The following is a 21,503-nucleotide window of genomic DNA, read 5'->3' on the forward strand; positions in this document are numbered from 1 at the left end:
GCCATGCCCGATACGCAGACCACTCTTGCCGCATTGATCGGTAGCCGCATTTGTCACGACCTCATATCGCCCATTGGCGCCATCAACAACGGAATTGAACTCATTGGAATGAGCGAAACTCCCGGCGATGCCGAGATCGAGCTGATTTCCGAAAGCGTCAACAATGCCAGCGCACGCATCAGGTTCTTCCGGATCGCGTTCGGCGCCGCTGGCGATCAGGAAATCGGCCGCGCTGAAGTCACCGCCGTGCTGCGTGATGTGTACGAAAGCAGCCGACTGACCGTGGCCTGGGGGCCAATGGATCCGCAGCCCCGCAAGCTGGTGCGGCTCTGTTTTCTTGGCCTGATGTGTCTGGAAAGCGGCATGCCCTACGGCGGCAGGATCGAAATCACGCGCATTGGCGCCGAGATGGAGCTGAAAGGCCACGCCGACAAACTGAACGTCGATCCTGACCTGTGGGCCTATCTTGCCCGGCGCGAAGTGCCCGACGGGTTGAAGCCATCACATGTCCAATTTGGCCTGCTGCCCGCAATCGCGGCCGAGGCGGGGCGCCGCATCCTGCTCACGACGGACGCCGCGCACATCACGATGCGTTTTTAGGCCCGTACAGTTCCGTCACCGGTCACCAAATACTTGAAACTGGTCAGCTGCGTGGCGCCGACGGGGCCGCGGGCGTGCATTTTTCCTGTTGCGATGCCGATTTCCGCACCCATGCCAAACTCACCGCCGTCGGCAAATTGGGTCGATGCGTTGTGCATGATGATTGCACTATCGAGGCTGTTCATAAATTTGGCCGCCGTCTGCTCGTCTTCGGTCAGGATACAATCGGTATGGTTCGAGCCGAACTGCCGGATATGAGTGATGGCGCCGTCGATATCATCGACCGTTCTTGCCGCGATGATCATGTCGAGGTATTCGCGGCCCCAATCATCCTCACCCGCTGCGCTGGTACCCGTTATTTTCGAGAGCGTTGCATCAGCGCGTACATCTACGCCTGCATCAATCAGCGCACGGATTACGCCCTGTCCGATGGTCTGTGCGACATCGCGGTGAATCAACAGACATTCGGCCGCCCCACAGATTCCGGTTCGGCGTGTCTTGGCGTTCAGAACCACTTTCAGCACTTTTTCAGGGTCGGCGGCCTTGTCGATATAGATATGAACGATGCCTTCAAGATGTGCAAAAACCGGAACACGCGCTTCACGCTGGACCAGACCGACGAGCCCTTTGCCGCCTCGCGGAACGATCACGTCAATTGTATCGGTCATGGTCAGCATTTCTTGAACCGCTGCACGGTCGCGCACCGGAACCAGCTGGATCGCGTCTTCCGGAAGGTTTGCGTCCCGCAATCCCTTTTGCAGGAAATTATGCAAGGCGCGGCTGCTGTGAAAACTCTCCGAGCCCCCGCGCAGGATTACGGCGTTACCCGCTTTGAGGCAAAGCGCACCAGCGTCTGCCGTGACATTGGGCCGGGATTCATAGATAACCCCGATCACCCCCAGCGGGGTACGCACGCGGCGGATGTTCAGGCCGCTGGGTTGGTCCCAATCGTCCATTACCTCGCCGACCGGATCGGGTTGCTCCGCGATGGCGCGCAGCCCGTCGACGATGCCGCGCACGCGGTCCTCGTCCAACTTGAGCCGGTCCAGCATGGCGTTTGACAGGCCTTTTTCACGGCCAAATTTCATGTCCTCTGCATTGGCCGCGTAAATATACTCGCGTCCCGCCCACACTGCATCTGCTGCCGAAATCAGCGCCGCATGTTTGCGTTCTGCATCGGCCACCGCCATTTGAGCGGAAGCAGCTTTGGCACGGGCCCCCATATCAGCCATCATTCTTGGGATATCTTCGTTATCTGTCATGTGCTTACAGTCACTTCTTCTGGCAGGCGCCCGAGCGCCATATCGTCACGGTGGATGAGTGCGGCGCGGCCGGGATAGCCGAGCAATGGCTCGATGTCGCGGCTGTGGTGGCCTTGGATCGCGCGCGCCTCTGCCGCGGCATAGCGGACCAGACCGCTGCCGATGACAGCGCCGTCCGGCCCGATCAGGGATACCGCGTCCCCTCGGGCAAAATCTCCGGTCACCTGCACAACACCCGCCGGCAGGAGGCTCTTGCCGCGGGCCAGTGCCGTTACAGCACCTGCGTCGAGAGTAACGCTGCCTTGCGGTTTCATGGCGGTGATCCAGCCTTTGCGCGCGGCTTGCGGGTCTGTCTGGGCGGCGAACCACGTGGCGTTTGCCCCCTCCTCAAGCGCCGAGAGCGGCCGCATGATCGATCCTTCCGTGATTGCCATCGCACATCCCGCAGCCGTCGCGGTCTTGGCAGCCATGAGCTTGGTTTTCATACCGCCCTTGCTCAATCCTGACCCCGCGTCGCCCGCCATCGCCTCGATTTCCGGCGTGATGCGATCAACGATGTCAAAACGCTGCGCAGTCGGGTCATCCGCTGGGTTGGCAGTATAGAACCCGTCAACGTCCGACAGCAGGACAAGCTGATCGGCCCCGACAGTGACCGCAATCTGCGCGGCAAGCCTGTCGTTGTCGCCGAACCTGATCTCGTCTGTGGCAACCGTGTCGTTTTCATTGACGATCGGCACGGTTCCCAATGCCAGCAGGGTCTCTAAAGTAGCGCGGCTGTTGAGATAGCGGCGGCGATCAGCGGAATCTTCAAGTGTGACAAGCACTTGGGCGGTGATGATGCCATGCGGTTCAAGCGCTTCTTCGTAGGCGCGTGCAAGGCGGATCTGACCGACCGCGGCGGCTGCTTGGGATTGTTCCAGCGCGAGAGTGCCAAGGCCAAGGTCCAACGCGCCGCGTCCCATCGCAATGGACCCGGACGATACAATGACAACGTCGGTGCCAAGGGCCTTGAGCCATGCCACATCTGCCGCCAGAGCGGTCAGCCACTCGGTCCGCAATTTGCCGGTGACCCGGTCGACCAACAGTGCCGAACCGATCTTGATGACAACACGTTTGGCCGCGGTCAGGGTTGCCACGGTGTGGCCTCCTCCGCTGGTTTTTGCCGAATACGATCATCGTCTATCTCGGCCCGCAAGGCGCGCAGCACTTCGGTCGTATTCGTCTTGGCGACGCCGGACATCAACATCACCTCACCGCTACAGGCATTTTCTAATTCTTTCTTGGCGGTTGCGGTCTGTTCTTCATCCAGTGCATCAACCTTGTTGAGCACCGTAATGCGCGGTTTTTCGGCCAATTCGCCGCCATATGCCTCAAGCTCTGTAATGATGGTGCGGTAATCATCGGCAATCGTTTCCGAGGTCCCGTCAACCAGATGCAAGAGCACGGCGCAGCGCTCCACGTGCCCCAGAAACCGGTCCCCGATGCCGCGGCCTTCGTGCGCACCCTCGATCAATCCGGGTATGTCCGCGACGACGAACTCAGTGTTATCCACACCGACCACACCCAAATTCGGGTGAAGGGTTGTGAAGGGATAGTCCGCGATCTTGGGCCGCGCATTGGATGTTGCCGCAAGGAAGGTCGATTTTCCCGCGTTGGGTAGGCCCAGCAAACCGACATCTGCGATGAGTTTGAGCCGCAGCCAAAGGGTCCGCTCTACACCGTCCTGCCCCGGATTGGAGCGCCGTGGTGCTTGGTTGGTGGACGACTTGAAGTGCAAATTGCCCCAACCGCCATTGCCTCCGCGTGCCAGCTCGACCCGTTGGCCCAGCTCGGTCATGTCCGCGATGACGGTCTCCTGATCCTCGTCAAGAATTTCGGTCCCCACGGGGACACGCAGAACGATGTCATCGCCATCCTTGCCGGTGCGCTGTTTTCCCATTCCGGGCTGACCGTTTTTCGCAAAAAAGTGCTGCTGATAACGGAAGTCGATCAGGGTGTTCAGACCGTCCACCGCTTCTGCCCAGACTGTACCTCCACCGCCGCCGTCGCCCCCGTCCGGGCCACCGAATTCGATGTATTTTTCGCGTCTGAACGATACGCACCCACCCCCGCCAGCGCCGGAACGGATGTAGACTTTGGCAAGGTCGAGAAACTTCATGGTGTATCCTAAATCAGGTCTTGAGCCGCAGACTGTATGTCCAGGTCGGCACGGCCGCGTCACGTGCCAGGCTGAATATCTCCGCATCGCCGAGATATTGAAAGCCTGCATTTGTAAGCACCTTGGCGGAAGCGGGATTATCGTGAAAAACGCTTGCGAACATCGTGTCGTTATCCAGCGGATTGGCGGCCACCAGCGCGGTCACGGCGTCAGAGGCGAGATGCGTGTTCCAGAATGGGGGCGCCACCCAATATCCGACCTCGGACTGGTTGCGATCCAGATGGGTCAGGCTGATGACCCCCATGACTTCGGTACCATCCGGTGCGCCGCCATCCATGACCCAGACGTCTTCCTCGCGCTCGGGCTTCATCGCTCTTTCGATGAATGCGTCAATCACACCGGGCGGCAACGGATGCGGAATACGCGACGTGCTCATGGCAACGCGCTTGTCCGCGGCATACATTTCGATGCGGCCCAAATCGGAGGGCCGTACGGGACGTAGCGCAAAACGCTCTGTGACAATGGTGGGCTGTTCCACGACAGGTGCATCCATGGGTCAGGCTCCTCCGGCAAATAGGACAAACAGGACGGACGCGACGGTCAGCCCTGCAAGGGTGTACATCAGATAAGGTTCAAGCTTCGTTCCCGCCACAGATTTCGCAATCGCTTCGCCGCCCAAGGTCCAGAGCGGATGCATGAGCAGCTGACACGCCAAGAGCACGGCGGCAATCGTGGCGGTGGCAACAAGTGCCGACGTTCCATCCGCCACAAAAGCGGTAAAACTGCCGACGATCATCGCCCATGCCTTTGGGTTGAGGGGGTGTACTATAAGGCCCGCCGCAAAGCCGGGCGCCCGGGCGCCCGCATCGGACACACCCAGCCGAAGGTTCGCGACCTTCCAGGCCAGCCAGATAATATAGGCGGCAGAGGCGTATTTGAGCGCAGTGAACAGGCCGGGCGCGCTTTCGGCCAGCTGCATCAACCCGAAACCGATCGGCCAGATGATGAGTTGTTTGCCAAGCGCCACGCCTGCAACAAACGGCAAGGCCGCACGAAACCCGAAGCGCGCGCCGGTCGCCAGCAACGCCATGTTCGCGGGGCCCGGTGTGCCCACTTGACTGGCCGCGAAAATGGCCAGCGGCAGAACGGCGACAGTCATGTCAGTACCGCCATAAGAGCGTTGCAATGGGTCAAGGAAAGATTCCTTTGCTGCAAGCCGCGGCGCGCGCGGCTTCAAACGAAAAAGGGACCGGCGGTTTGCGCCGATCCCTGAATGTGTCGTGTCTTCCGGGTACGGCTTACTCAGCGGCTTCCGCGGCCGGGACGATCGAAATGAACGTGCGCTTTTTCAGGCCCTTGTGGAACTGAACATTGCCGTCGACGGTTGCAAAGATCGTGTGATCCTTGCCCATACCGACGCCTTCACCGGGCCAGAACTTTGTGCCGCGCTGACGCACGATGATGTTACCGGGAACGACAACTTCGCCGCCGTATTTCTTGACGCCAAGGCGACGACCAGCTGAGTCGCGCCCGTTACGGGATGAACCGCCTGCTTTTTTATGTGCCATTAGGTCTCTCCTTAGCCTTTAGCCAGTTCTTTGGCTTGTGCGATCCAGTCTTCACGACCCACACGCCCTTTGAACGACAGTTTCTCTTCGATCTCTTCCACGTCCGTATCGGTCCATGCTGCGATCTGGGCAAACGTCGTGATGCCTGCATCGTTCAGCTTGCCTACGATAACCGGACCAACGCCAGAGATCTTGCTCAGGTCGTCACCGTCGGATTTTGCGGCCTTCTTCGCCTTGGCAGGCTTTTCGGCAGCGGCCTTGGCTTTGGGGGCCTTGGCGGACTTTTCCTTGGCTTCACCCTCTTCGACGCGTTTGGCCATCTCGGCCTGATCGGTCTTGTTGTGGGTGTAACGCTCTTCCATCGCGGCCACGGCGGATGCGCTGACCGAACCGGTGCCGATCGCGGCTGCAACGCCGGACTTGCCCGCACCTTTTTCAAGGATGTCAGTGATCTTCAGCAGGGTCAGCTTCTGACGGTGACCCTTGGTGCGCTTGGAAGAGTGCTTCCGACGACGCTTGACGAAGTGGATGACTTTCTCGCCTTTGATCTGGTCGACGACTTCAGCTTGCACGCCGGCGTCTTCGATCAAAGGTGCGCCAACGGTGACTTCGTCGCCACCGAGCATCAGCACTTCGTTGAATTGTACTTTCTCACCGGCAGATGCCGCAATACGTTCCACGCGCAGCATATCGCCCGCTTGTACTTTATATTGCTTACCGCCTGTCTTCAGGACCGCAAACATAGGTCTTCCTTCGTGTTTTCCGCGTTCTGTGGCCCCCGGGGTCCGGGCGTTCGCGAGGAAATCCTCACCGTCGAACAGCGCGCCTGTCGGCGTCATTGATAAAAGCCCCGCACGCAGAAACGCGGCAGAGATGCGGGCTTATGATCGGATCAGGCGGCCAAGTCAAGGCGCTTTGGCCCATAAAACGCAAGGGCGAACGCTAAAGTTCTTCGGCCGTCATATTCAGCGCCAGCGCGCGACCCAAAGCATAGGAAATGTCGGCGTAAAGCGGATCGAAACCCGCAAATATGCCAGCATTGAGCGCCATGCCGGCATCGCTTTGGGCGAATTCGGCATATCGCGTCAGATCCTCTAAGCTCAGAGGGCTGTAGGCAAGCAGTAGAAAAGCCCCAAGCCAGTTCGCGGTGTCTGCCGTTATCTCGTCGCGCTCCGACTGCACATCCTCGAGAATTTCCGCATCCGACAGCGCATAGACATCTCCGTCGACCAAGGCGCGCAAGAATTGGTAGTTGGAGTTCAAAGCGGAGGTCACATTTCGGTTCACCAGATCACCCGCAGCAATCATGCGGTCGATCTGCACGATGCGCGGATCATCCGTTCCCGCGACCGAAGTGTAGGCATCGCGTGCTGCAGCTTCTATGTCAGGATCGGCCATCGCCGCACGGGCGGAGTTTTCGAGGCTGATGACCTGCTGGCCGAGGTCGGTGGCGTAAAAGGCAATGGCCTCTTCCACCGCTGCCCCCTCGAGCGCCGGTTCAATGCCTGCGCGGATCCCTTCCGCGATCTTGGCGGGGTCGTAGATGTCATCGACGAATTGTTGCCAGCCTGCCCCACCCTGCCCGGCCAGCCAGTCCGTGTTCAGGTTGTCCGCGAATACCTGTCCTTCGCCGCTCAGGATCACAGACAACTCGTCGATGCGCATCACGTCCATCAATACCGTGTGACGCGCGTCGGCAAATGCAGCGACGCCCATCGTGAGCAAAAAGCACAGTGCCGAAATGAACCGCATCAAAGGTCCTGACTGGGCTGCATCGCTTGCAGGCGGGCCGCGACCGCTTCGAACCGGTTCGCCATGATCTCGTACTGCACGGCATTCATTAGTTCATAGACTTTCTGCATTTTCGGGTGCTCGAGCGCTTCGGCATAGGCGATCATCTCGTCATCGGAGAAGGCCTGGTAGGTATATGCGGCCCCCTCCATAGCACTTTGTTGCAGGCTTTCGCGCATGACGTCGGACTGGCTTTGCATCGCTTCGCGCAAATCGGGTTCGTCCATCTGCAATTCGACGACACCGGCACCCGCAGCTGCCATCAGGAAGCGGATCTGCACTTCCTGAATGGCCTGCACAGAACTGTCGATGCTGCCGCTGGCATCGTTCATCCGCGCCAGTATGTCCACGCGGGGGCTTTCAATGCGCTTCAATCCTTCGAGAATCGCGCCGCCGCTTTCGGACTTGAGCCCGTCTTCCTCGATCATATGGGACCGGTTTTCAGCCTCGACAAGCCGCATGCCCAAGTCGGATGCGTAGAAGTCCGCGGCGTGGTCCAGTTCGTCATCGTCGAGCGTTTCGCCCAAGATGTCGATTGCCATGCCGTGCATCAGGTCCGTCTCGAATACTTCCGTGACCAACCGCTTCCACTCAGAACCGAAATCATCGGCCTGAAGGCCCAGCATCTGCGGGGCGCTGTCGGCGGACAGTCGGATACTCTCAAGCGCTACGTCGAAACCGGTCGTTTTAAGAAAAGCCTCAAGATTCGCACGATCGGCCGCCTTTGCCGGACCGACAAGTACGGAAGCACTCAACGCGATGAACAGGGCGGGGATCAGAAATAGATGTCGAAGCGGCTGCATTGTGTCTCCTTCGTACGGTTGGCTTGCAAAGTAAGGGTTCCGGGCGGGGCTTCAATGAAAATTGGCAATCTTTGGAAAAGATAGGCAATGCCCCTCTTGTCTGTCGGGAAAAAGCCGACTAAACGGGCCATCCAGACCCCCGCGGAGAGGTGCCGGAGTGGTCGAACGGGGCGGTCTCGAAAACCGTTGTGGGTGCAAGCCTACCCAGGGTTCGAATCCCTGTCTCTCCGCCATTTTCTTTCAGAAGCAGTATTGTTTCCCCGCTTCGGGGCGACGCGCCACCGGTGGCGATGGCGCGCGTTCTTCAATCTTCTGTATCGCCTTGGGCCTTGAACCCCGTCGCCACAACGAATTTCTCGGAACTGTCAGACCGGCTTGCCGGTGGCTTGATGTTGGCGACCTTGGTGAAACGCCGCTTCAGGAGCTTTTGCAATTCGCCCTCGGCGCCGCCCGCCAGTACTTTGGCCACGAATGTGCCGCCCTCGTCCAGCACATCGAAAGCGAAATAGGCAGCTGCTTCGCACAGGGCGATAATGCGCAGGTGGTCGGTTTGCTTATGGCCCGAAGATGACGCCGCCATATCCGACATCACCACGTCCGCCTTGCCGCCAAGCCATTCCTTCACCTTGATATCGGCGTCATCCTCCATGAAATCCAGCTGATGCAATTCACAGCCCGCGATCGGTTCCATTTCCTGCAAATCGATGCCCAGAATGGTGCCTTGTGCCTTCCCGGATTTTTCGCCCAGCACATTGCAGCGTTTGACGGCAACCTGGCACCAGCCCCCCGGCGCGGCGCCCAGATCGACGATCCGGGCACCCGGCACAAGAAAGCGGTACTTGTCGTCAAGTTCCATGATCTTATAGGCCGCGCGCCCGCGATATCCTTCGGTGCGGGCGCGTTTGACGTAGGGATCGTTGAGCTGACGCTGCAACCACCGCGTCGAGCTGAGCTTGCGCCCGCGGGCCGATTTGACCTTGACCTTCAGCTCGCGCTGGCCGCGGCCGGATGTGTTTTTTCCTGTCGGCGTCTTGCCCATCAGAATGTTCCTTCCTCAAGCACGCCATCGGCGCTCATCTGTGCATAAAGCAGGCCCTCGCGCAGGCCCCGGTCCGCCACGCTCAGCCTGTCGGTCGGCCAGCAGCGCATCAGGGCCTGCAAAATTGCGGCGCCCGACATGATAAGCGCCGACCTGTCGTGCCCGATGCACGGATCGACGCGGCGCCCTGCGGGGCCCATCGCGAGATAGTTGTGAATGACCTTGTCGATCTGCTCGGACGTCATGCGCAGCCCGTCTACCTTGGTACGGTCATAGCGGCGTAAGCCCAGATGCGATGCCGCAACTGTCGTAACGGTACCAGACGTGCCAACGATCTGAAACCGTTCCTGCGGTTGCGCTGATTGATAAGGCGTAAAATCCGTCAGGTTTTCCTCGAAAAACCAGCTCATCAGCGCAAAGCGTGCGGCGTCGTCTTCGACATCAGAAAACTGGTCGCGCAGGGTGGCAACCCCCAGGGGAACGCTGATCCAGTCAACGACCTTGGCGGCGGGAACGTCGGTGATTGCCTGCCTGAACCCGTCGTGCAGACGCATGATCGACTGCGCCCGCTCGGTCGGTGCGACGCCGGAAATGTCGATCCAGACAAGTTCGGTCGATCCGCCGCCGATATCGACGACGAGCAGGTTTTCCGTTTTCGGGCTGACCAGCGGCGCGCATGAAATCACGGCCAACTGCGCTTCCTGCTCCGGTTCGATGATATCGAGCCGCAGACCGGTTTCGCGGGTGACGCGGCGCATGAAGTCCGCGCCGTTGAGCGCACGGCGGCAGGCTTCGGTGGCCACGAGCCGCATCCGGCTGACCTTGTTGCGTCTGAGTTTTTGCTGGCAAATGCGCAGTGCCTGAATGGTACGTGACATCGATCCGCGCGACAATCGCCCGGTTTTCTCGAGCCCCGCGCCAAGCTGCACGGACTTCGAGAAACTATCCACCACATGAAACCCCCCGCCTTTCGGCTGGGCGATCAACATGCGACAGCTATTTGTGCCCAGATCCAGGGCCGCATATAGGTCGTTAGATCTGGACGAAACTGGCGCGGGGCTCAGAGCCGTCTTTTTCCGTTCGAGCGCGCCCGCACCTTTGGAGCGCTTTGGCGCCATCGGTCGCGCCTTTCAATTTGAGTTGGCATAAGAGTATATTTTGCGCCCGCGCAGCGCAAGGGTCGTTGGAACGCAATCGCGCCGTTCCGCCGTGGGGTGACGTTGCGATCCGGCTCACCACGATGATGAATATTATGACACCAAGCGCCCCTCGCTTCCGCGCCCGCAGTTGGCTATCCCAAAGGTCGCGGATGGGGTCGTTTCTGTCGAAATTGACGTTTGGCAGGCTCAGGCCATCCGCTACGAAGAGCGCAAGACATCCCAATGGGAGAGGGAGATTCGATCATGGCTGACGTTGTCGTCGTTTACTGGCGTGACATTCCCGCACAAGTCATCGTGGGCAAAGGCCGTCGCGGCCAGAAGCGCCCCCTGCCCGAGCGGTTCGAGCAGGCGATTGACCGGGTGGCGATGAAGGTTGGCGCAGGCGATACCGATGCCTATCTTGCCGAGTGGCGCAAGGCGGCCCCCTATGCCGTCGAAGGTGACGATGCAGAAGTCGCAGACGCAGAAGCCGCTCGGCTGGACGCCGAATATGACCGTGACCGTATCAAGAAGTTAATCGCCAACGATGGTTGGGCCTGAACGCCCTGCCGCTCTTTACCGACATAACAAGGAGCCTGCGCATGGCTTTGCTTAACTTCCGCAAAAAAGATGACGCCGCCGGTCAGACACCGGTCAATCCGCACGTCGAAGCGTTCTTGCGCAATTACTCTATCGAAGTGATGCCGCGTACCGCCGAGAAGGTCGATGATTTCGCGGATCTGCTTCCTGCCGGAACACGCGTCTACATCGCGCATATCGAGGGCACGCCCATCGACGATATGGTGGCAACGGCGGCCCGTCTGAATGCGGGCGGGTTTGCCGTCATGCCTCACTTCCCCGCGCGCATCATCAAGGATCGGGCGACGCTTGCCGACTGGATCGCGCGGTATCAAGGCGAAGCGGACGTCAAGCAGGCGCTGCTGCTGGCGGGCGGTGTCACGGCGCCGCACGGTGATTTCAGCGACAGTATGCAGCTGATGGAGACCGGTTTGTTCGATCAGGCGGGCTTTGAACGCCTCCATGTTGCGGGCCATCCCGAAGGAAATCGCGATATTGACGCGAGTGGAACCGCAAATGTCGATGCCGCGTTGCGCTGGAAAAACGAGTTCCAGACGCGCACGGATGCCAAGATGGCAATTGCGACCCAATTCGCTTTCGAAGCACAGCCGATCATCGACTGGGCCAATGGCCTGCAGGAGGCCGGGATCACCCTGCCCGTCCACATCGGCATCGCAGGTCCGGCAAAATTGCAGACGCTGATCAAATTCGCGATTGCCTGTGGCGTCGGGCCCTCCCTGAAGGTGCTGCAAAAGCGGGCGATGGACGTCACCAAGCTGCTGCTGCCATACGAGCCTACGGATGTCGTGACCGAACTGGCCGCGCACAAGGCGTCAAATCCGGATTTCAACATCAGCCACGTTCATTTTTTCCCGCTCGGTGGCATCAAGACGAACGCCAAATGGGCACAGGACAATGGCGGCCAATCGGCCGTTCCCGCAAACGCCTCTTAAGGACCGCACCATGACCAGAACTGTCGTCGAATCCAAAACGAAAACCACCGTCATTGGCTTTGACGAGCCTTTCAGCGTCATCGGAGAGCGGATCAATCCGACCGGCCGCAAAATCCTCAACGAAGAGCTCGAGCGTCGCGATTTCAGTCGGGTAGAGGCAGATGCGGTGGCGCAGGTCGCGGCAGGTGCCACCATTCTCGACGTCAACTCGGGTGCGGTCTTCTCGAACAAGATGGCCGAGGATCCGCGCTACGCCGACAACAACTTTCTCGAACCCACGCTGATGCCAGAGCTCATCAACCGCGTTCAGGCCGTTACCGATTGCCCGATCTGCATCGACAGCTCTGTGCCGGGCGCTTTGGAAAACGGGCTTGCCGCGGCCGAGGGCCGCCCTCTTCTCAACTCAGTTACGGGCGAGGAAGAACGGCTCGAACTGGTCTTGCCGCTGGTCAAGAAATACAATGTGCCGGTCGTGGCGATTTCGAATGATGACACGGGCATTTCCGAAGATCCCGAAGTGCGCTTTGCCGTGGCCAAGAAAATCGTCGAACGCGCGGCAGACTTCGGCATTCCGGCGCATGACATCGTGGTGGACCCGTTGGTCATGCCCATCGGTGCAATGGCGACGGCGGGGCATCAGGTTTTCACACTCGTACGGCGCTTGCGTGAAGAACTTGGCGTGAACACCACGTGCGGCGCATCGAACATCAGCTTCGGGCTGCCTAATCGCCACGGAATCAACAATGCGTTTTTGCCGATGGCGATGGGCGCGGGCATGACCTCTGCGATCATGAATCCGGTCGCCCTACCCGTCGGCCCCAAGAAGATTGCGGAGAAGAAAGCAGAGCTGGACGCGCTTGGCGTCGTGCTGCCCGAAGGTATGGACGACGAAGTTTTCGTCCAACTCTTCGGCATGGGATCGACAAAACCGCGCGCGGGCAAGGAAATGGAAGCGATCAGAGCCGCAAATTTCCTGTTTGATCGTGATCCGCACGGCGGCGACTGGATCAAATTCAACAAGGTTGCGCCGAAGGCGGGCGAAGAAGGCCGCGGGCGCGCCGGACGTACAGGGGGCCGTCGCCGCCGGGCATAACTCTGCCTATAGGAGAGTGATTGCGGCGCCTTTCGTGGGGCGCCGTTTTGTATTTAAAGAGTATTATAAGGAACTTACCCGACCGTCCGCTCAAGAATTACGCAGTTTGCTCAACTAAAGATTGCAAGCGCGTCAGGCAATACTATATGGTTGATACAAGGTAGCAAAATGCAACCTAAAGTAATGTGCCGTTACCACGACGTCTTAGTGACCGATTGGATGGATACCGAAAATGCGTGTTCTTGCAGTAAACGACGATGCGGCAGGCCTTGAATGGGTCCGGGAGCTTTTGGCGCATATGCCGGACTGCGAGCCGGTTACTGCGGTGTCCGCCCATCAGGCGGTGGCGCTGGTTCAGTCGGCAAAGCGCCCGTTCGACTGTATTCTCATTGATCACGATCTGCCTGATATGCCGGGCACCGGTCTGATCCCGCTGATCCAGCAATTCCCGCATTACATCGATGTGCCGATTATCATGATGATTGACCGCCTTGATCACCGGCACATCATTGACGCTTTCGTGGCAGGTGCTTTTGACTATGTCACGAAGCCATTTGCGGTTGATGATCTTGACGCCGCCATCCGTGGTGCCGAACTTTGTCTGCGTGCACCGCGTGAATTGCGCGCCTCATCTGCGCCTCTGTCGGTGCAAGACCGCGATCCGGTCATGAGTTTCGGGTCATTGTCCGGAGCCAGCGTCCAGCAGGATGAAAAGCACTGCGGATTTGTCTCTCCCCTCGCTCTGGAAAACTGCATCACGCATGTGCCCGCCGACATACGCCGGGGTGCGGGATTTGCGCTTCTGCAAATCGATAAGGTGCCCGGCAACGATGGATCGCCCCGCACAGAGGCGGCCTTCATCAACGAACTGTCCCTGCATCTGGTCGCTGAGCTTGCGGATACGAGCAGCATACTTGCTTATCTCGGGGCCAATAGTTTCGCCATCCTCTCGTTTTCAAAGTTGCAAATTTCACCGCCTCCGGTGGCACAGCGGATCGAACGCGCCGTGTCGGAAACTCGGCAGTCGTTCCAGATGCTCACAAATGCGGAGGCGACGTTCCGGATCAGCACAGTCAACTGCGCAGATCTGCCCTCCGACGTGGAGCCGCTCTACGTGATGCAACATGCCCGTTTGCAAACCCAGAACGCGGGCCACCGCGCACGTTAAACTCACCTACCGTCGACAAATTCGCGCAGAGGCGGCACTATCAATGACGTTTGAGGAGTGGCGGACCATAGAGGATTCGAACCTCTGGCCTCTGCCTTCGGAGGGCAGCGCTCTATCCAGCTGAGCTAATGGTCCACGTGGGCTGGTATAGTCGCCCTACATTGCTCCTGCAATTGCAAAATGCGCGTCAGGCAAACAACTCGTGGGCAAGCTCCAGCGCTTCGATCCACGTGTCGATTTCGTCCTTGGTATTATACATCCCAAAAGATGCACGGCAGGTTGCATTGAGACCGAGGTGCTCCATCAGCGGACCTGTACAATGTTGGCCCGCGCGCACTGCCACGCCTTTCTTGTCGAGAATGGTCGAGACGTCATGGGCGTGCGCCGCGCCGTCGAGCGTGAAGCTGAAAATTGCGCCTTTGTCGGGGGTTGTTCCCTGCACCTGCACCCAGTTCAGACCCGAGAGCCGATCCACAGCATAGTCGCGCAGCGTGTTTTCGTAGTCGTGGATCTGCTGCATTCCGACGCCGGTCATATAATCGAGCGCCACACCCAATCCGATTGTCTGCACGATGCCCGGTGTACCCGCTTCGAACTTCATCGGGGGGTCATTGTAGACAACCCCGTCCTTCGTGACTTCGCGGATCATGTCGCCACCACCGATAAACGGGCGCATTTCGGCTTGCCGCTCGGCCTTGGCGTAGATTGCACCTGACCCGGACGGCCCGTACAATTTGTGACCCGTTATGCAGTAGAAATCGCACCCGATATCGGAGACATCAACCGGCATGTGAACCGCGCTCTGGCTGCCGTCCACAAGGACCGCAACGCCCTGTTCATGTGCCGCAGAGGTAATTGATTTCACATCAACAACCGTTCCCAACACATTGGAAAGGTGGGTAATTGCGATCAATTTGGTGCGGGGGGTCATCGCGTCGATCACCGCTTGCGGGTCCAGCGCGCCTGTACTGTCCACATCCACCCAGACGAGCTTCACGCCCATGCGTTCGCGCAGGAAATGCCACGGCACGATGTTGGCGTGATGCTCCATCACACTCAGAATGATTTCATCGCCCGCCTGCATGCGCGGCATCGCCCAACCGTAGGCAACCATGTTGATGGCTTCGGTGGTGCCTGAATTGAAGATGATCTCGTCTTCGGAGCCGGCGCCGAGGAAATTTGCGACCTTGCCGCGCACGGCTTCGTATTTGTCGGTCGCCAGGTTCGACAGATAATGCAATCCACGGTGCACATTGGCGTATTCATGCGAATAGGCCTGATTGATAGCGTCGATCACGACCTGCGGCTTTTGCGCAGAAGCGCCGTTATCGAGGTAAACGAGCGGCTTGCCGTTGACTTCGCGGCTGAGGATCGGGAAATCGGCGCGGATCGCGGCAACATCATACATTTGCGGGAACTCCGAGGGTCGCGAGGCCAACGACCCCGCCCAGAATAATTATACCAAAAAACAGACCGACAATCGCCAGCACAAGCACGCCGAGACTGTGGAAATTGGACGGAAGGCGCATCGAGACCGTGATGAAATTAAGCATGATCCAGAAGCCGATCACACCTGCGGCGGCGGAAAACAGCAGCGCAAGTATCGGGGATACAAGGGCGAGAACGGTCAGGATCACCTGCGCGGCCACACGCATGGCCTGCAACCATGTCATGACGGCAAGAAGATCACCGAAATCGCCCTCTCCGCCCATCGTGCGCGCGGTCCAGTAAAGTGCGTGGACCGCCAGAACCAGCAACCCGGTCCACAAGAAGAAGAAGATCAAAGGCTCGTAGAAAAACTGCGGCAGCTCTGCGACTCGTGGCCCTTGAAGGGTCGTCAGCGCGATCGACAGAATGTACAGCACGCTGCAGAGCGCCAGCGCGGTCCAAAGCGTCGTCCGGTCGAGATAAAGACCGATGATACGCTCCGCCGCACTGCGTGGTGCGCGCAGGGTTTCCATGGCCAAATCGGTGAGAAAAGCAAGATCCATCATGCGGTTCCATCCGCGGCCAGAAGGCCCTTTGCCCAGAACCATCCGAATACCGCCAGCCAGATCAATCCGACCATTTGCAATTGCACGCCCTGCCCGATGAAACCGGCCACGAGGCCCAGCAGCAAAAAGACCGGAGCGGTGGCCAACAACGACCAGATCAGCGTAAACCTGATCTGAAACCCACTGATGTTGCGGCGCGCGATGCGCGACAGCAGCCAAATCAGCGCTGCGAATGCGTACACGAGCAACGGCATGATAAAGATATACAGGAACGCGCTCCAATACAGCCGCGCAATCAAAGGCACGTCCGGTCGCAGCTCAGCCTCGCGCGCCTGATAAGGGGTTGCCGCGACAAACATCAACACGCCCGCGATCAGCAAAAACAAAAGCGCACGGACCTCGTTGCGCCCCTGGGCAAGAAACCGGGACTGAATGCGCCCCGGTGCCCTGTAAGTCCCCATGATATCCGACGTCAGCGACATCAGCTGCGGTGCCGCGTCAGCCAAGCCGCCATGCGGTCGTTTATGTCATCGCGCAGTTCTTCTTGGGCGATTTCCTCAACCGCCTCGGCCAGAAAGGCCAGCGTGAGCAGATCGGTTGCTTCGGCCGCCGGAACACCACGCGAGCGCAGATAAAACAGCGCTGTCTCGTCAATCGCGCCCGATGTCGAACCGTGTGAACACGCGACATCATCGGCGTAGATTTCCAGTTCGGGCTTGGCGAGGAACTGGCTGTCCTCATCGAGCAGCAAAGATTGGCTGATCTGATACCCGTCGGTTTTCTGTGCGCCTGCCTTTACCAGGATCTTGCCCTGGAAAACGCCGGTTGCACCGTTGCGCAGCACCTTCTTGAACACCTGGCGGCTCTCGCAGTTTACCGCATCGTGGGTGATAAAAACCGTGTCGTCATGGTGAAAGTCGCCATCACCGACGCAGGCTCCGGCGACATGCGCGAGCGCGTCGTCGCCCGTAAATTCGATCACGCAATCATTGCGCGTCAGCACACCATTGACCGTGAGCGTAAAGCTGCGGAAGGCGCTCTGATGGCCGAGACGGGCAAAGATATGCGTTGCGGCGCGGCGCTCGTGATCGCGCCCCTGTGCGCGGACATGGTGGAATGATGCGTCATCGGCCACGTCCACTTCCATGACCTTGTTGAAGCGTGCCGCCGCGGGCCCGTTCTCAAGCAAAGTCATCTCGGCGCCCGCGTCCAGTTTGATGCAGTGGTGTAGAATCGCGTCAGAAGTATCTGAATTGTGTCGATAAATCAGATTTACCGGCTTGCTGACCTTGCCCGTCACATGGATCAGTACACCGTCCGTGGCGAAGGCGGTATTAAGAGCGGCCAAGGGGCGTTCTACCGGTATCTGACCGCGTGTTTCCAGAACGCCGTACAGATTGGTCGCCCAATGCAGATCACTGTCCGCAGCTGCGAGCCTTTCGATGCTGATGCCCTCGAGGCTCAGGTCGTCGGACGCCTCTGCGTCAAAAACACCGTCCACGAAAACGACCTTTAACCGGTCGACTGCATCGAACATCGGCGCTTCATCGTTGTGAAAAACCGCGGCTGGTTCGGGCGTCGCTTGCGTCAGCGTATCGGGGCGCGTGTATTTCCAGTATTCGTCACGGCGAAGCGGCAAGCCCATGGCGCGCACCCGCGCCAACGCATCGTCGCGTGCGGGTTTTGCCCACGTTGCATCCGGCATCGACAATGTGCCGATCATCGCCTCCGTCGCATCCATTTTCGCAGCAGGTATCGCCATTACACCACCTCGCTCAGGATGTCTGCATAGCCGTTGTTTTCGACTTCCAATGCCAGTTCGGGACCACCGGTTTTGACGATGCGCCCGTCCGCCATGATATGGACGACATCGGGTTTTATGTGGTCGAGCAGGCGCTGGTAGTGCGTGATGACCAGAAAGCCACGCCCCTCCGAGCGCAGCGCATTGACGCCTTCCGCCACCAGTTTCATCGCGTCCACATCGAGACCTGAGTCTGTTTCATCCAGAATGCACATCTTTGGCTCGAGCATCGCCATCTGCAAAATCTCGTTGCGTTTCTTTTCCCCGCCGGAAAAGCCCATGTTGACCGGACGCTTCAGCATATCGGCATCGATCTTCAGCTCTTTCGCCTTGGCGCGCACAACTTTCAGGAAGTCGGCGGCAGACATCTCATCTTCGCCGCGGGCTTTGCGTTGGGCATTCACAGCCGTGCGCAGAAACGTCATGTTGCCGACACCGGGAATTTCGACCGGATACTGGAAAGCCAGAAACAGGCCCGCCGCGGCGCGCTCTTCGGGTTCCATCTCCAGTATGTCTTCGCCTTCCAAAGACGCCTCACCACCGGTGACCTCATAGCCGTCCTTGCCTGAAAGAACGTATGACAGGGTCGATTTACCTGACCCGTTCGGGCCCATAATTGCGTGCACCTTGCCCGCCTCTACCTCAAGGTTCACGCCTTTGAGAATTTGCTTGTCTTCGTCTTCCAGTTTGACCGCGAGGTCCTTGATACTCAGCATGGTGCTAGTCCTTTTTCGTTAGGCGCGCAGGGCGCTTGATTTCAGATGTGCGGGAAAGCTCGACCGCAGCGCAGCACGCGCGGCCTCGATCCCGTCGGTGTAGGCAATCTCTCCGGGACGCGCGTCACGCGCCTCGTCCAGAGTGATCGGGTGTGTCATATCGCGCCGCCCGATGGAGGCAGCGTAGTCGTGATACTTGAGCCAGCTTTGCCCTTGCGGGTAAAGCCATGTGTTAGGCACGCCGTAGGCATCGGCGATGATAAGGCCATGCAGTGATGCCGATACGATCTGCGCACATGATGCGATTTGCAGGCAGACATCCGCTGCGTCCCCACGCGGATCGATCAGCGTAAGTGCCGGGTCAGACGCCAGCATCGTCTCCAGCGCCAGTGTGCCCATCATCGAAATATGCGGCACAACACCGATCCGGTCGGTGCTGGGACGGTCGCAGGGCAGAACGGTGTCGATCAGCAGACCCGGATCGCCAAATTGCGTCATTTCGCGCTTGAGCAAGGCGGCGGTGATCGGTCCGCGCACGAGGGCGAGGTCAACGTGGTCGAGAAAATCGTGACCGAAGACAGGGTTGAGCAACCCACTGCCCCATACGGTGATTTTGCTGCCATCATCGCGCGGCGTCTTGTGTGTGCGCTTCACGACCTGGATCATCGATCCGATCGCCAGCATGTCGGCTTTGCGCGGGCCCGCATGAACCACAGGTCTGCTGGCGATATGACCGACAACCAGCGGATTGATCGCATCACCAAAATTCGGCTTTTCGCGCCACCAGTGAAGGCGGAGCGGCTCAAGTCCTGTCAAATCCTTCATTCCAGTGTCACCGAAGTGCCAGAGACGGAAACCATCATCATGCTGTCTGAAATGATCTCGTAATCGATATCGATGCCGACCACCGCGTCACCGCCCACCCGCGCGCATTCTTCGCGCATCTCCTGCATTGCGGCCTCACGGGCGTCACGTAGTTTGTTCTCGTACTGACCCGACCGGCCACCGACAATATCGGTGACGCGGGCGAACAGATCGCGCACGATATTGGCACCCATGATCGCCTCGCCCACGACAATACCGTTGTAGGAGGTGATGGTCTTACCCTCGATAGTGTTGGTTGTGGTGAGGATCATTTACGCACCTTCTTGAAGTAATCGATCGCCAGCCCGATGACCGTATAGATCACGCCGAACAGCAACGCGCCGGTCACTTTTTCCGTCATCGTTTCACCGCTGATGTTGACCACCAGCGACAGCAGGAAAAACAGGACCGTTGCGATTGCTGCCGACTTGATCGCCGTCATCAGCCCACAGAGCCTTCGAGCGAGATTGCCACCAGCGCTTGCGCTTCCATCGCGAACTCCATCGGCAGCGCCTGCAGCACATCCTTGCAGAAACCGTTGACGACCAGCGCCACCGCTTCCTCCTCGTCCATCCCGCGCGAACGGCAGTAGAACAGCTGATCGTCGTCCACCTTGGACGTCGTCGCCTCATGCTCTACCCGGCTCGAGTTGTTCTTCACCTCGATGTAGGGCACCGTGTGTGCCCCGCATTTGTCACCGATCAGCAGGCTGTCACACTGCGTATAGTTGCGGCTTTCCTTGGCCTTGGGGTGCATCGAGACCAGCCCGCGATAGGTGTTCTGCGCCTTGCCCGCGCTGATCCCCTTGGACACGATGCGCGACTTGGTGTTTTTGCCCAGATGCACCATTTTCGTGCCGGTGTCGGCCTGCTGCATGTTGTTGGCGATGGCAATGGAGTAAAACTCGCCCTGGCTATCATCGCCGCGAAGGATGCAAGACGGGTACTTCCAAGTCACGGCAGAGCCGGTTTCCACCTGCGTCCACATCACCTTGGCCCGGTCACCCCGGCAATCGGCCCGTTTGGTCACGAAGTTGTAGATCCCGCCTTTTCCGTTTTCATCGCCGGGATACCAGTTCTGAACCGTGGAATATTTCACCTCGGCGTCTTCCTCGATGACAATCTCGACAACCGCGGCATGCAGCTGGCTTTCATCACGCTGCGGGGCTGTGCATCCTTCTAGATAGCTGACGTAGGAACCCTTGTCGGCGATGATCAGCGTCCGCTCGAATTGGCCAGTGTTTTCAGCGTTGATGCGGAAATATGTCGACAGTTCCATCGGACAGCGCACGCCCGGCGGCACATAAACGAACGACCCATCGGAGAAGACCGCCGAGTTAAGCGTTGCATAGAAATTGTCCTGAACCGGAACGACAGATCCGAGGTATTTCTTGACCAGTTCGGGGTGCTCCTTGATCGCTTCGGAAATCGAGCAGAAAATCACGCCGGCCTTCTTCAACTCTTCCTGAAAGGTCGTGCCGACCGAAACGGAATCAAACACCGCATCGACGGCCACCTTGCGGGGGGCATCGTCCATCTCCTCGGCACCTTCAACACCAGCCAGGATCGCCTGCTCCTTGAGCGGAATCCCCAGCTTTGCGTAGGTTGCCAGCAGTTTCGGGTCCACCTCGTCCAGCGACTTGGGTTTGACCGCCATCGATTTGGGCCGCGCGTAGTAGTACTGGTCCTGAAAATCGATTTCGGGATAATCGACCATTGCCCAATCGGGCTCTTTCATTTGCAGCCAGCGGTCGTAGGCGCCCAGACGCCATTCGGTCATCCACGCGGGCTCGTCGTTCTTTTCCGAGATCAGCTTCACGATATCGGGCGTCAGCCCCTTGGGCGCATATTCCATCTCGATGTCGGTGGACCAGCCGTGCTTGTATGCACCGCCGACTTCACGCACCGCATCTACCGTTTCCTGATCGACACCGTCTTTGACCTGTTCGTCCAAGCTCATTTCGCTTTCCCCTCGT

The 21,503-nt window shown here is 58.9% G+C and carries 25 protein-coding genes and 2 tRNA genes; 6 read left to right on the forward strand and 21 right to left on the reverse strand.

Annotated elements, in window-relative coordinates:
* The first annotated feature begins 3 nt into the window (after window positions 1-3).
* Entirely contained in the window at window positions 4-600 is a 597-nt protein-coding gene (locus tag K3756_RS08430; protein WP_259993352.1) for a histidine phosphotransferase family protein, read from the forward strand.
* Here the strand turns inward: K3756_RS08430 and K3756_RS08435 are convergent.
* The 9 genes from K3756_RS08435 to K3756_RS08475 form a co-directional block, all read right to left on the reverse strand.
* On the reverse strand, window positions 597-1,862 hold the full coding sequence (locus tag K3756_RS08435; protein ID WP_259993353.1) for a glutamate-5-semialdehyde dehydrogenase: 1,266 nt from the start codon (window positions 1,860-1,862) through the stop codon (window positions 597-599). The genes K3756_RS08430 and K3756_RS08435 overlap by 4 nt on opposite strands.
* A complete protein-coding gene (gene proB / locus K3756_RS08440) occupies window positions 1,859-2,998 on the reverse strand; it encodes a glutamate 5-kinase (protein ID WP_259993354.1) in 1,140 nt (379 codons plus the stop codon). Before proB ends, K3756_RS08435 begins: the two co-directional genes overlap by 4 nt.
* Window positions 2,986-4,020 carry a GTPase ObgE gene (obgE, locus tag K3756_RS08445; protein WP_259993355.1) on the reverse strand — a complete coding sequence of 345 codons (1,035 nt, stop codon included), beginning with the start codon at window positions 4,018-4,020 and terminating at the stop codon, window positions 2,986-2,988. The genes proB and obgE overlap by 13 nt, the downstream gene beginning before the upstream one ends.
* A 13-nt stretch (window positions 4,021-4,033) precedes the next feature.
* On the reverse strand, window positions 4,034-4,573 hold the full coding sequence (locus K3756_RS08450) for a GNAT family N-acetyltransferase (protein ID WP_259993357.1): 540 nt from the start codon (window positions 4,571-4,573) through the stop codon (window positions 4,034-4,036).
* 3 nt (window positions 4,574-4,576) lie between these two features.
* Window positions 4,577-5,179: a LysE family translocator gene (locus K3756_RS08455; RefSeq protein ID WP_259993359.1), complete on the reverse strand. Its 603-nt coding sequence runs from the start codon at window positions 5,177-5,179 to the stop codon at window positions 4,577-4,579.
* Between the two features lie 139 nt (window positions 5,180-5,318).
* Window positions 5,319-5,588, reverse strand: a complete 270-nt coding sequence (rpmA, locus tag K3756_RS08460) for a 50S ribosomal protein L27 (RefSeq protein WP_259993360.1) — start codon at window positions 5,586-5,588, stop codon at window positions 5,319-5,321.
* Between the two features lie 11 nt (window positions 5,589-5,599).
* The gene (locus tag K3756_RS08465) at window positions 5,600-6,331 is read right to left on the reverse strand and encodes a 50S ribosomal protein L21 (protein ID WP_259993361.1); all 732 of its coding nucleotides are present in this window, start codon (window positions 6,329-6,331) and stop codon (window positions 5,600-5,602) included.
* A 199-nt stretch (window positions 6,332-6,530) separates the two neighbouring features.
* Window positions 6,531-7,340, reverse strand: coding sequence for a DUF2059 domain-containing protein (locus K3756_RS08470; RefSeq protein WP_259993362.1), 810 nt, complete (start codon window positions 7,338-7,340; stop codon window positions 6,531-6,533).
* The gene (locus K3756_RS08475; protein WP_259993363.1) at window positions 7,340-8,182 is read right to left on the reverse strand and encodes a DUF2059 domain-containing protein; all 843 of its coding nucleotides are present in this window, start codon (window positions 8,180-8,182) and stop codon (window positions 7,340-7,342) included. Before K3756_RS08475 ends, K3756_RS08470 begins: the two co-directional genes overlap by 1 nt.
* Window positions 8,183-8,325: 143 nt before the next feature.
* On the opposite strand from K3756_RS08475, the gene K3756_RS08480 reads away from it, so the two are divergent.
* Window positions 8,326-8,415: transfer RNA gene (locus K3756_RS08480), tRNA-Ser, on the forward strand.
* Window positions 8,416-8,486: 71 nt separating this feature from the next.
* Here the strand turns inward: K3756_RS08480 and K3756_RS08485 are convergent.
* Complete coding sequence (locus tag K3756_RS08485; protein ID WP_259993364.1) at window positions 8,487-9,221, reverse strand: RlmE family RNA methyltransferase; 735 nt, start codon at window positions 9,219-9,221, stop codon at window positions 8,487-8,489.
* A complete protein-coding gene (locus K3756_RS08490; RefSeq protein WP_259993365.1) occupies window positions 9,221-10,339 on the reverse strand; it encodes a Ppx/GppA phosphatase family protein in 1,119 nt (372 codons plus the stop codon). Before K3756_RS08490 ends, K3756_RS08485 begins: the two co-directional genes overlap by 1 nt.
* Window positions 10,340-10,624: 285 nt before the next feature.
* On the opposite strand from K3756_RS08490, the gene K3756_RS08495 reads away from it, so the two are divergent.
* From K3756_RS08495 to K3756_RS08510, 4 genes are all read left to right on the forward strand, one after another.
* Window positions 10,625-10,921, forward strand: a complete 297-nt coding sequence (locus K3756_RS08495; RefSeq protein ID WP_259993366.1) for a virulence factor — start codon at window positions 10,625-10,627, stop codon at window positions 10,919-10,921.
* A gap of 41 nt (window positions 10,922-10,962) precedes the next feature.
* The gene (locus tag K3756_RS08500) at window positions 10,963-11,892 is read left to right on the forward strand and encodes a methylenetetrahydrofolate reductase (protein ID WP_259993367.1); all 930 of its coding nucleotides are present in this window, start codon (window positions 10,963-10,965) and stop codon (window positions 11,890-11,892) included.
* Window positions 11,893-11,902: 10 nt separating this feature from the next.
* Window positions 11,903-12,985 (forward strand): methyltetrahydrofolate cobalamin methyltransferase, encoded by a 1,083-nt coding sequence (locus K3756_RS08505; protein ID WP_259993368.1) that lies wholly within the window; start codon window positions 11,903-11,905, stop codon window positions 12,983-12,985.
* A 232-nt stretch (window positions 12,986-13,217) separates the two neighbouring features.
* A complete protein-coding gene (locus K3756_RS08510; protein ID WP_259993370.1) occupies window positions 13,218-14,153 on the forward strand; it encodes a response regulator in 936 nt (311 codons plus the stop codon).
* A gap of 58 nt (window positions 14,154-14,211) precedes the next feature.
* Here the strand turns inward: K3756_RS08510 and K3756_RS08515 are convergent.
* The 10 genes from K3756_RS08515 to sufB form a co-directional block, all read right to left on the reverse strand.
* Window positions 14,212-14,288 (reverse strand) — tRNA-Arg (locus tag K3756_RS08515).
* 52 nt (window positions 14,289-14,340) lie between these two features.
* Window positions 14,341-15,561, reverse strand: coding sequence for a cysteine desulfurase (locus tag K3756_RS08520; RefSeq protein ID WP_259993371.1), 1,221 nt, complete (start codon window positions 15,559-15,561; stop codon window positions 14,341-14,343).
* Window positions 15,554-16,147 carry a Yip1 family protein gene (locus K3756_RS08525; protein ID WP_259993372.1) on the reverse strand — a complete coding sequence of 198 codons (594 nt, stop codon included), beginning with the start codon at window positions 16,145-16,147 and terminating at the stop codon, window positions 15,554-15,556. Before K3756_RS08525 ends, K3756_RS08520 begins: the two co-directional genes overlap by 8 nt.
* Window positions 16,144-16,653, reverse strand: a complete 510-nt coding sequence (locus K3756_RS08530) for a YIP1 family protein (RefSeq protein WP_259993373.1) — start codon at window positions 16,651-16,653, stop codon at window positions 16,144-16,146. The genes K3756_RS08525 and K3756_RS08530 overlap by 4 nt, the downstream gene beginning before the upstream one ends.
* Window positions 16,629-17,909, reverse strand: coding sequence for a Fe-S cluster assembly protein SufD (sufD, locus tag K3756_RS08535; protein WP_259993376.1), 1,281 nt, complete (start codon window positions 17,907-17,909; stop codon window positions 16,629-16,631). The genes K3756_RS08530 and sufD overlap by 25 nt, the downstream gene beginning before the upstream one ends.
* Window positions 17,909-18,664 carry a Fe-S cluster assembly ATPase SufC gene (sufC, locus tag K3756_RS08540; RefSeq protein WP_259993377.1) on the reverse strand — a complete coding sequence of 252 codons (756 nt, stop codon included), beginning with the start codon at window positions 18,662-18,664 and terminating at the stop codon, window positions 17,909-17,911. The genes sufD and sufC overlap by 1 nt, the downstream gene beginning before the upstream one ends.
* An 18-nt stretch (window positions 18,665-18,682) precedes the next feature.
* A complete protein-coding gene (locus K3756_RS08545; protein ID WP_259993378.1) occupies window positions 18,683-19,489 on the reverse strand; it encodes a polysaccharide pyruvyl transferase family protein in 807 nt (268 codons plus the stop codon).
* Complete coding sequence (locus K3756_RS08550; RefSeq protein WP_259993379.1) at window positions 19,486-19,800, reverse strand: heavy metal-binding domain-containing protein; 315 nt, start codon at window positions 19,798-19,800, stop codon at window positions 19,486-19,488. Before K3756_RS08550 ends, K3756_RS08545 begins: the two co-directional genes overlap by 4 nt.
* On the reverse strand, window positions 19,797-19,970 hold the full coding sequence (locus K3756_RS08555) for a hypothetical protein (RefSeq protein WP_259993380.1): 174 nt from the start codon (window positions 19,968-19,970) through the stop codon (window positions 19,797-19,799). Before K3756_RS08555 ends, K3756_RS08550 begins: the two co-directional genes overlap by 4 nt.
* Window positions 19,970-21,487, reverse strand: a complete 1,518-nt coding sequence (gene sufB, locus K3756_RS08560; RefSeq protein ID WP_259993381.1) for a Fe-S cluster assembly protein SufB — start codon at window positions 21,485-21,487, stop codon at window positions 19,970-19,972. Before sufB ends, K3756_RS08555 begins: the two co-directional genes overlap by 1 nt.
* Window positions 21,488-21,503 lie beyond the last annotated feature (16 nt).

The organism is Sulfitobacter sp. S190 (assembly GCF_025141935.1).
Lineage (GTDB): Bacteria > Pseudomonadota > Alphaproteobacteria > Rhodobacterales > Rhodobacteraceae > Sulfitobacter.

Coding starts and splice junctions, on each gene's coding strand:
- K3756_RS08430 (WP_259993352.1), top strand. CDS start 4: ATGCCCGATACGCAGACCACTCTTGCCGCATTGATCGGTAGCCGCATT.
- K3756_RS08435 (WP_259993353.1), bottom strand. CDS start 1,862: ATGACAGATAACGAAGATATCCCAAGAATGATGGCTGATATGGGGGCC.
- obgE (WP_259993355.1), bottom strand. CDS start 4,020: ATGAAGTTTCTCGACCTTGCCAAAGTCTACATCCGTTCCGGCGCTGGC.
- K3756_RS08450 (WP_259993357.1), bottom strand. CDS start 4,573: ATGGATGCACCTGTCGTGGAACAGCCCACCATTGTCACAGAGCGTTTT.
- K3756_RS08455 (WP_259993359.1), bottom strand. CDS start 5,179: ATGACTGTCGCCGTTCTGCCGCTGGCCATTTTCGCGGCCAGTCAAGTG.
- rpmA (WP_259993360.1), bottom strand. CDS start 5,588: ATGGCACATAAAAAAGCAGGCGGTTCATCCCGTAACGGGCGCGACTCA.
- K3756_RS08465 (WP_259993361.1), bottom strand. CDS start 6,331: ATGTTTGCGGTCCTGAAGACAGGCGGTAAGCAATATAAAGTACAAGCG.
- K3756_RS08470 (WP_259993362.1), bottom strand. CDS start 7,340: ATGCGGTTCATTTCGGCACTGTGCTTTTTGCTCACGATGGGCGTCGCT.
- K3756_RS08475 (WP_259993363.1), bottom strand. CDS start 8,182: ATGCAGCCGCTTCGACATCTATTTCTGATCCCCGCCCTGTTCATCGCG.
- K3756_RS08485 (WP_259993364.1), bottom strand. CDS start 9,221: ATGGGCAAGACGCCGACAGGAAAAAACACATCCGGCCGCGGCCAGCGC.
- K3756_RS08490 (WP_259993365.1), bottom strand. CDS start 10,339: ATGGCGCCAAAGCGCTCCAAAGGTGCGGGCGCGCTCGAACGGAAAAAG.
- K3756_RS08495 (WP_259993366.1), top strand. CDS start 10,625: ATGGCTGACGTTGTCGTCGTTTACTGGCGTGACATTCCCGCACAAGTC.
- K3756_RS08500 (WP_259993367.1), top strand. CDS start 10,963: ATGGCTTTGCTTAACTTCCGCAAAAAAGATGACGCCGCCGGTCAGACA.
- K3756_RS08505 (WP_259993368.1), top strand. CDS start 11,903: ATGACCAGAACTGTCGTCGAATCCAAAACGAAAACCACCGTCATTGGC.
- K3756_RS08510 (WP_259993370.1), top strand. CDS start 13,218: ATGCGTGTTCTTGCAGTAAACGACGATGCGGCAGGCCTTGAATGGGTC.
- K3756_RS08520 (WP_259993371.1), bottom strand. CDS start 15,561: ATGTATGATGTTGCCGCGATCCGCGCCGATTTCCCGATCCTCAGCCGC.
- K3756_RS08525 (WP_259993372.1), bottom strand. CDS start 16,147: ATGATGGATCTTGCTTTTCTCACCGATTTGGCCATGGAAACCCTGCGC.
- sufD (WP_259993376.1), bottom strand. CDS start 17,909: ATGGCGATACCTGCTGCGAAAATGGATGCGACGGAGGCGATGATCGGC.
- sufC (WP_259993377.1), bottom strand. CDS start 18,664: ATGCTGAGTATCAAGGACCTCGCGGTCAAACTGGAAGACGAAGACAAG.
- K3756_RS08545 (WP_259993378.1), bottom strand. CDS start 19,489: ATGAAGGATTTGACAGGACTTGAGCCGCTCCGCCTTCACTGGTGGCGC.
- K3756_RS08550 (WP_259993379.1), bottom strand. CDS start 19,800: ATGATCCTCACCACAACCAACACTATCGAGGGTAAGACCATCACCTCC.
- K3756_RS08555 (WP_259993380.1), bottom strand. CDS start 19,970: ATGACGGCGATCAAGTCGGCAGCAATCGCAACGGTCCTGTTTTTCCTG.
- sufB (WP_259993381.1), bottom strand. CDS start 21,487: ATGAGCTTGGACGAACAGGTCAAAGACGGTGTCGATCAGGAAACGGTA.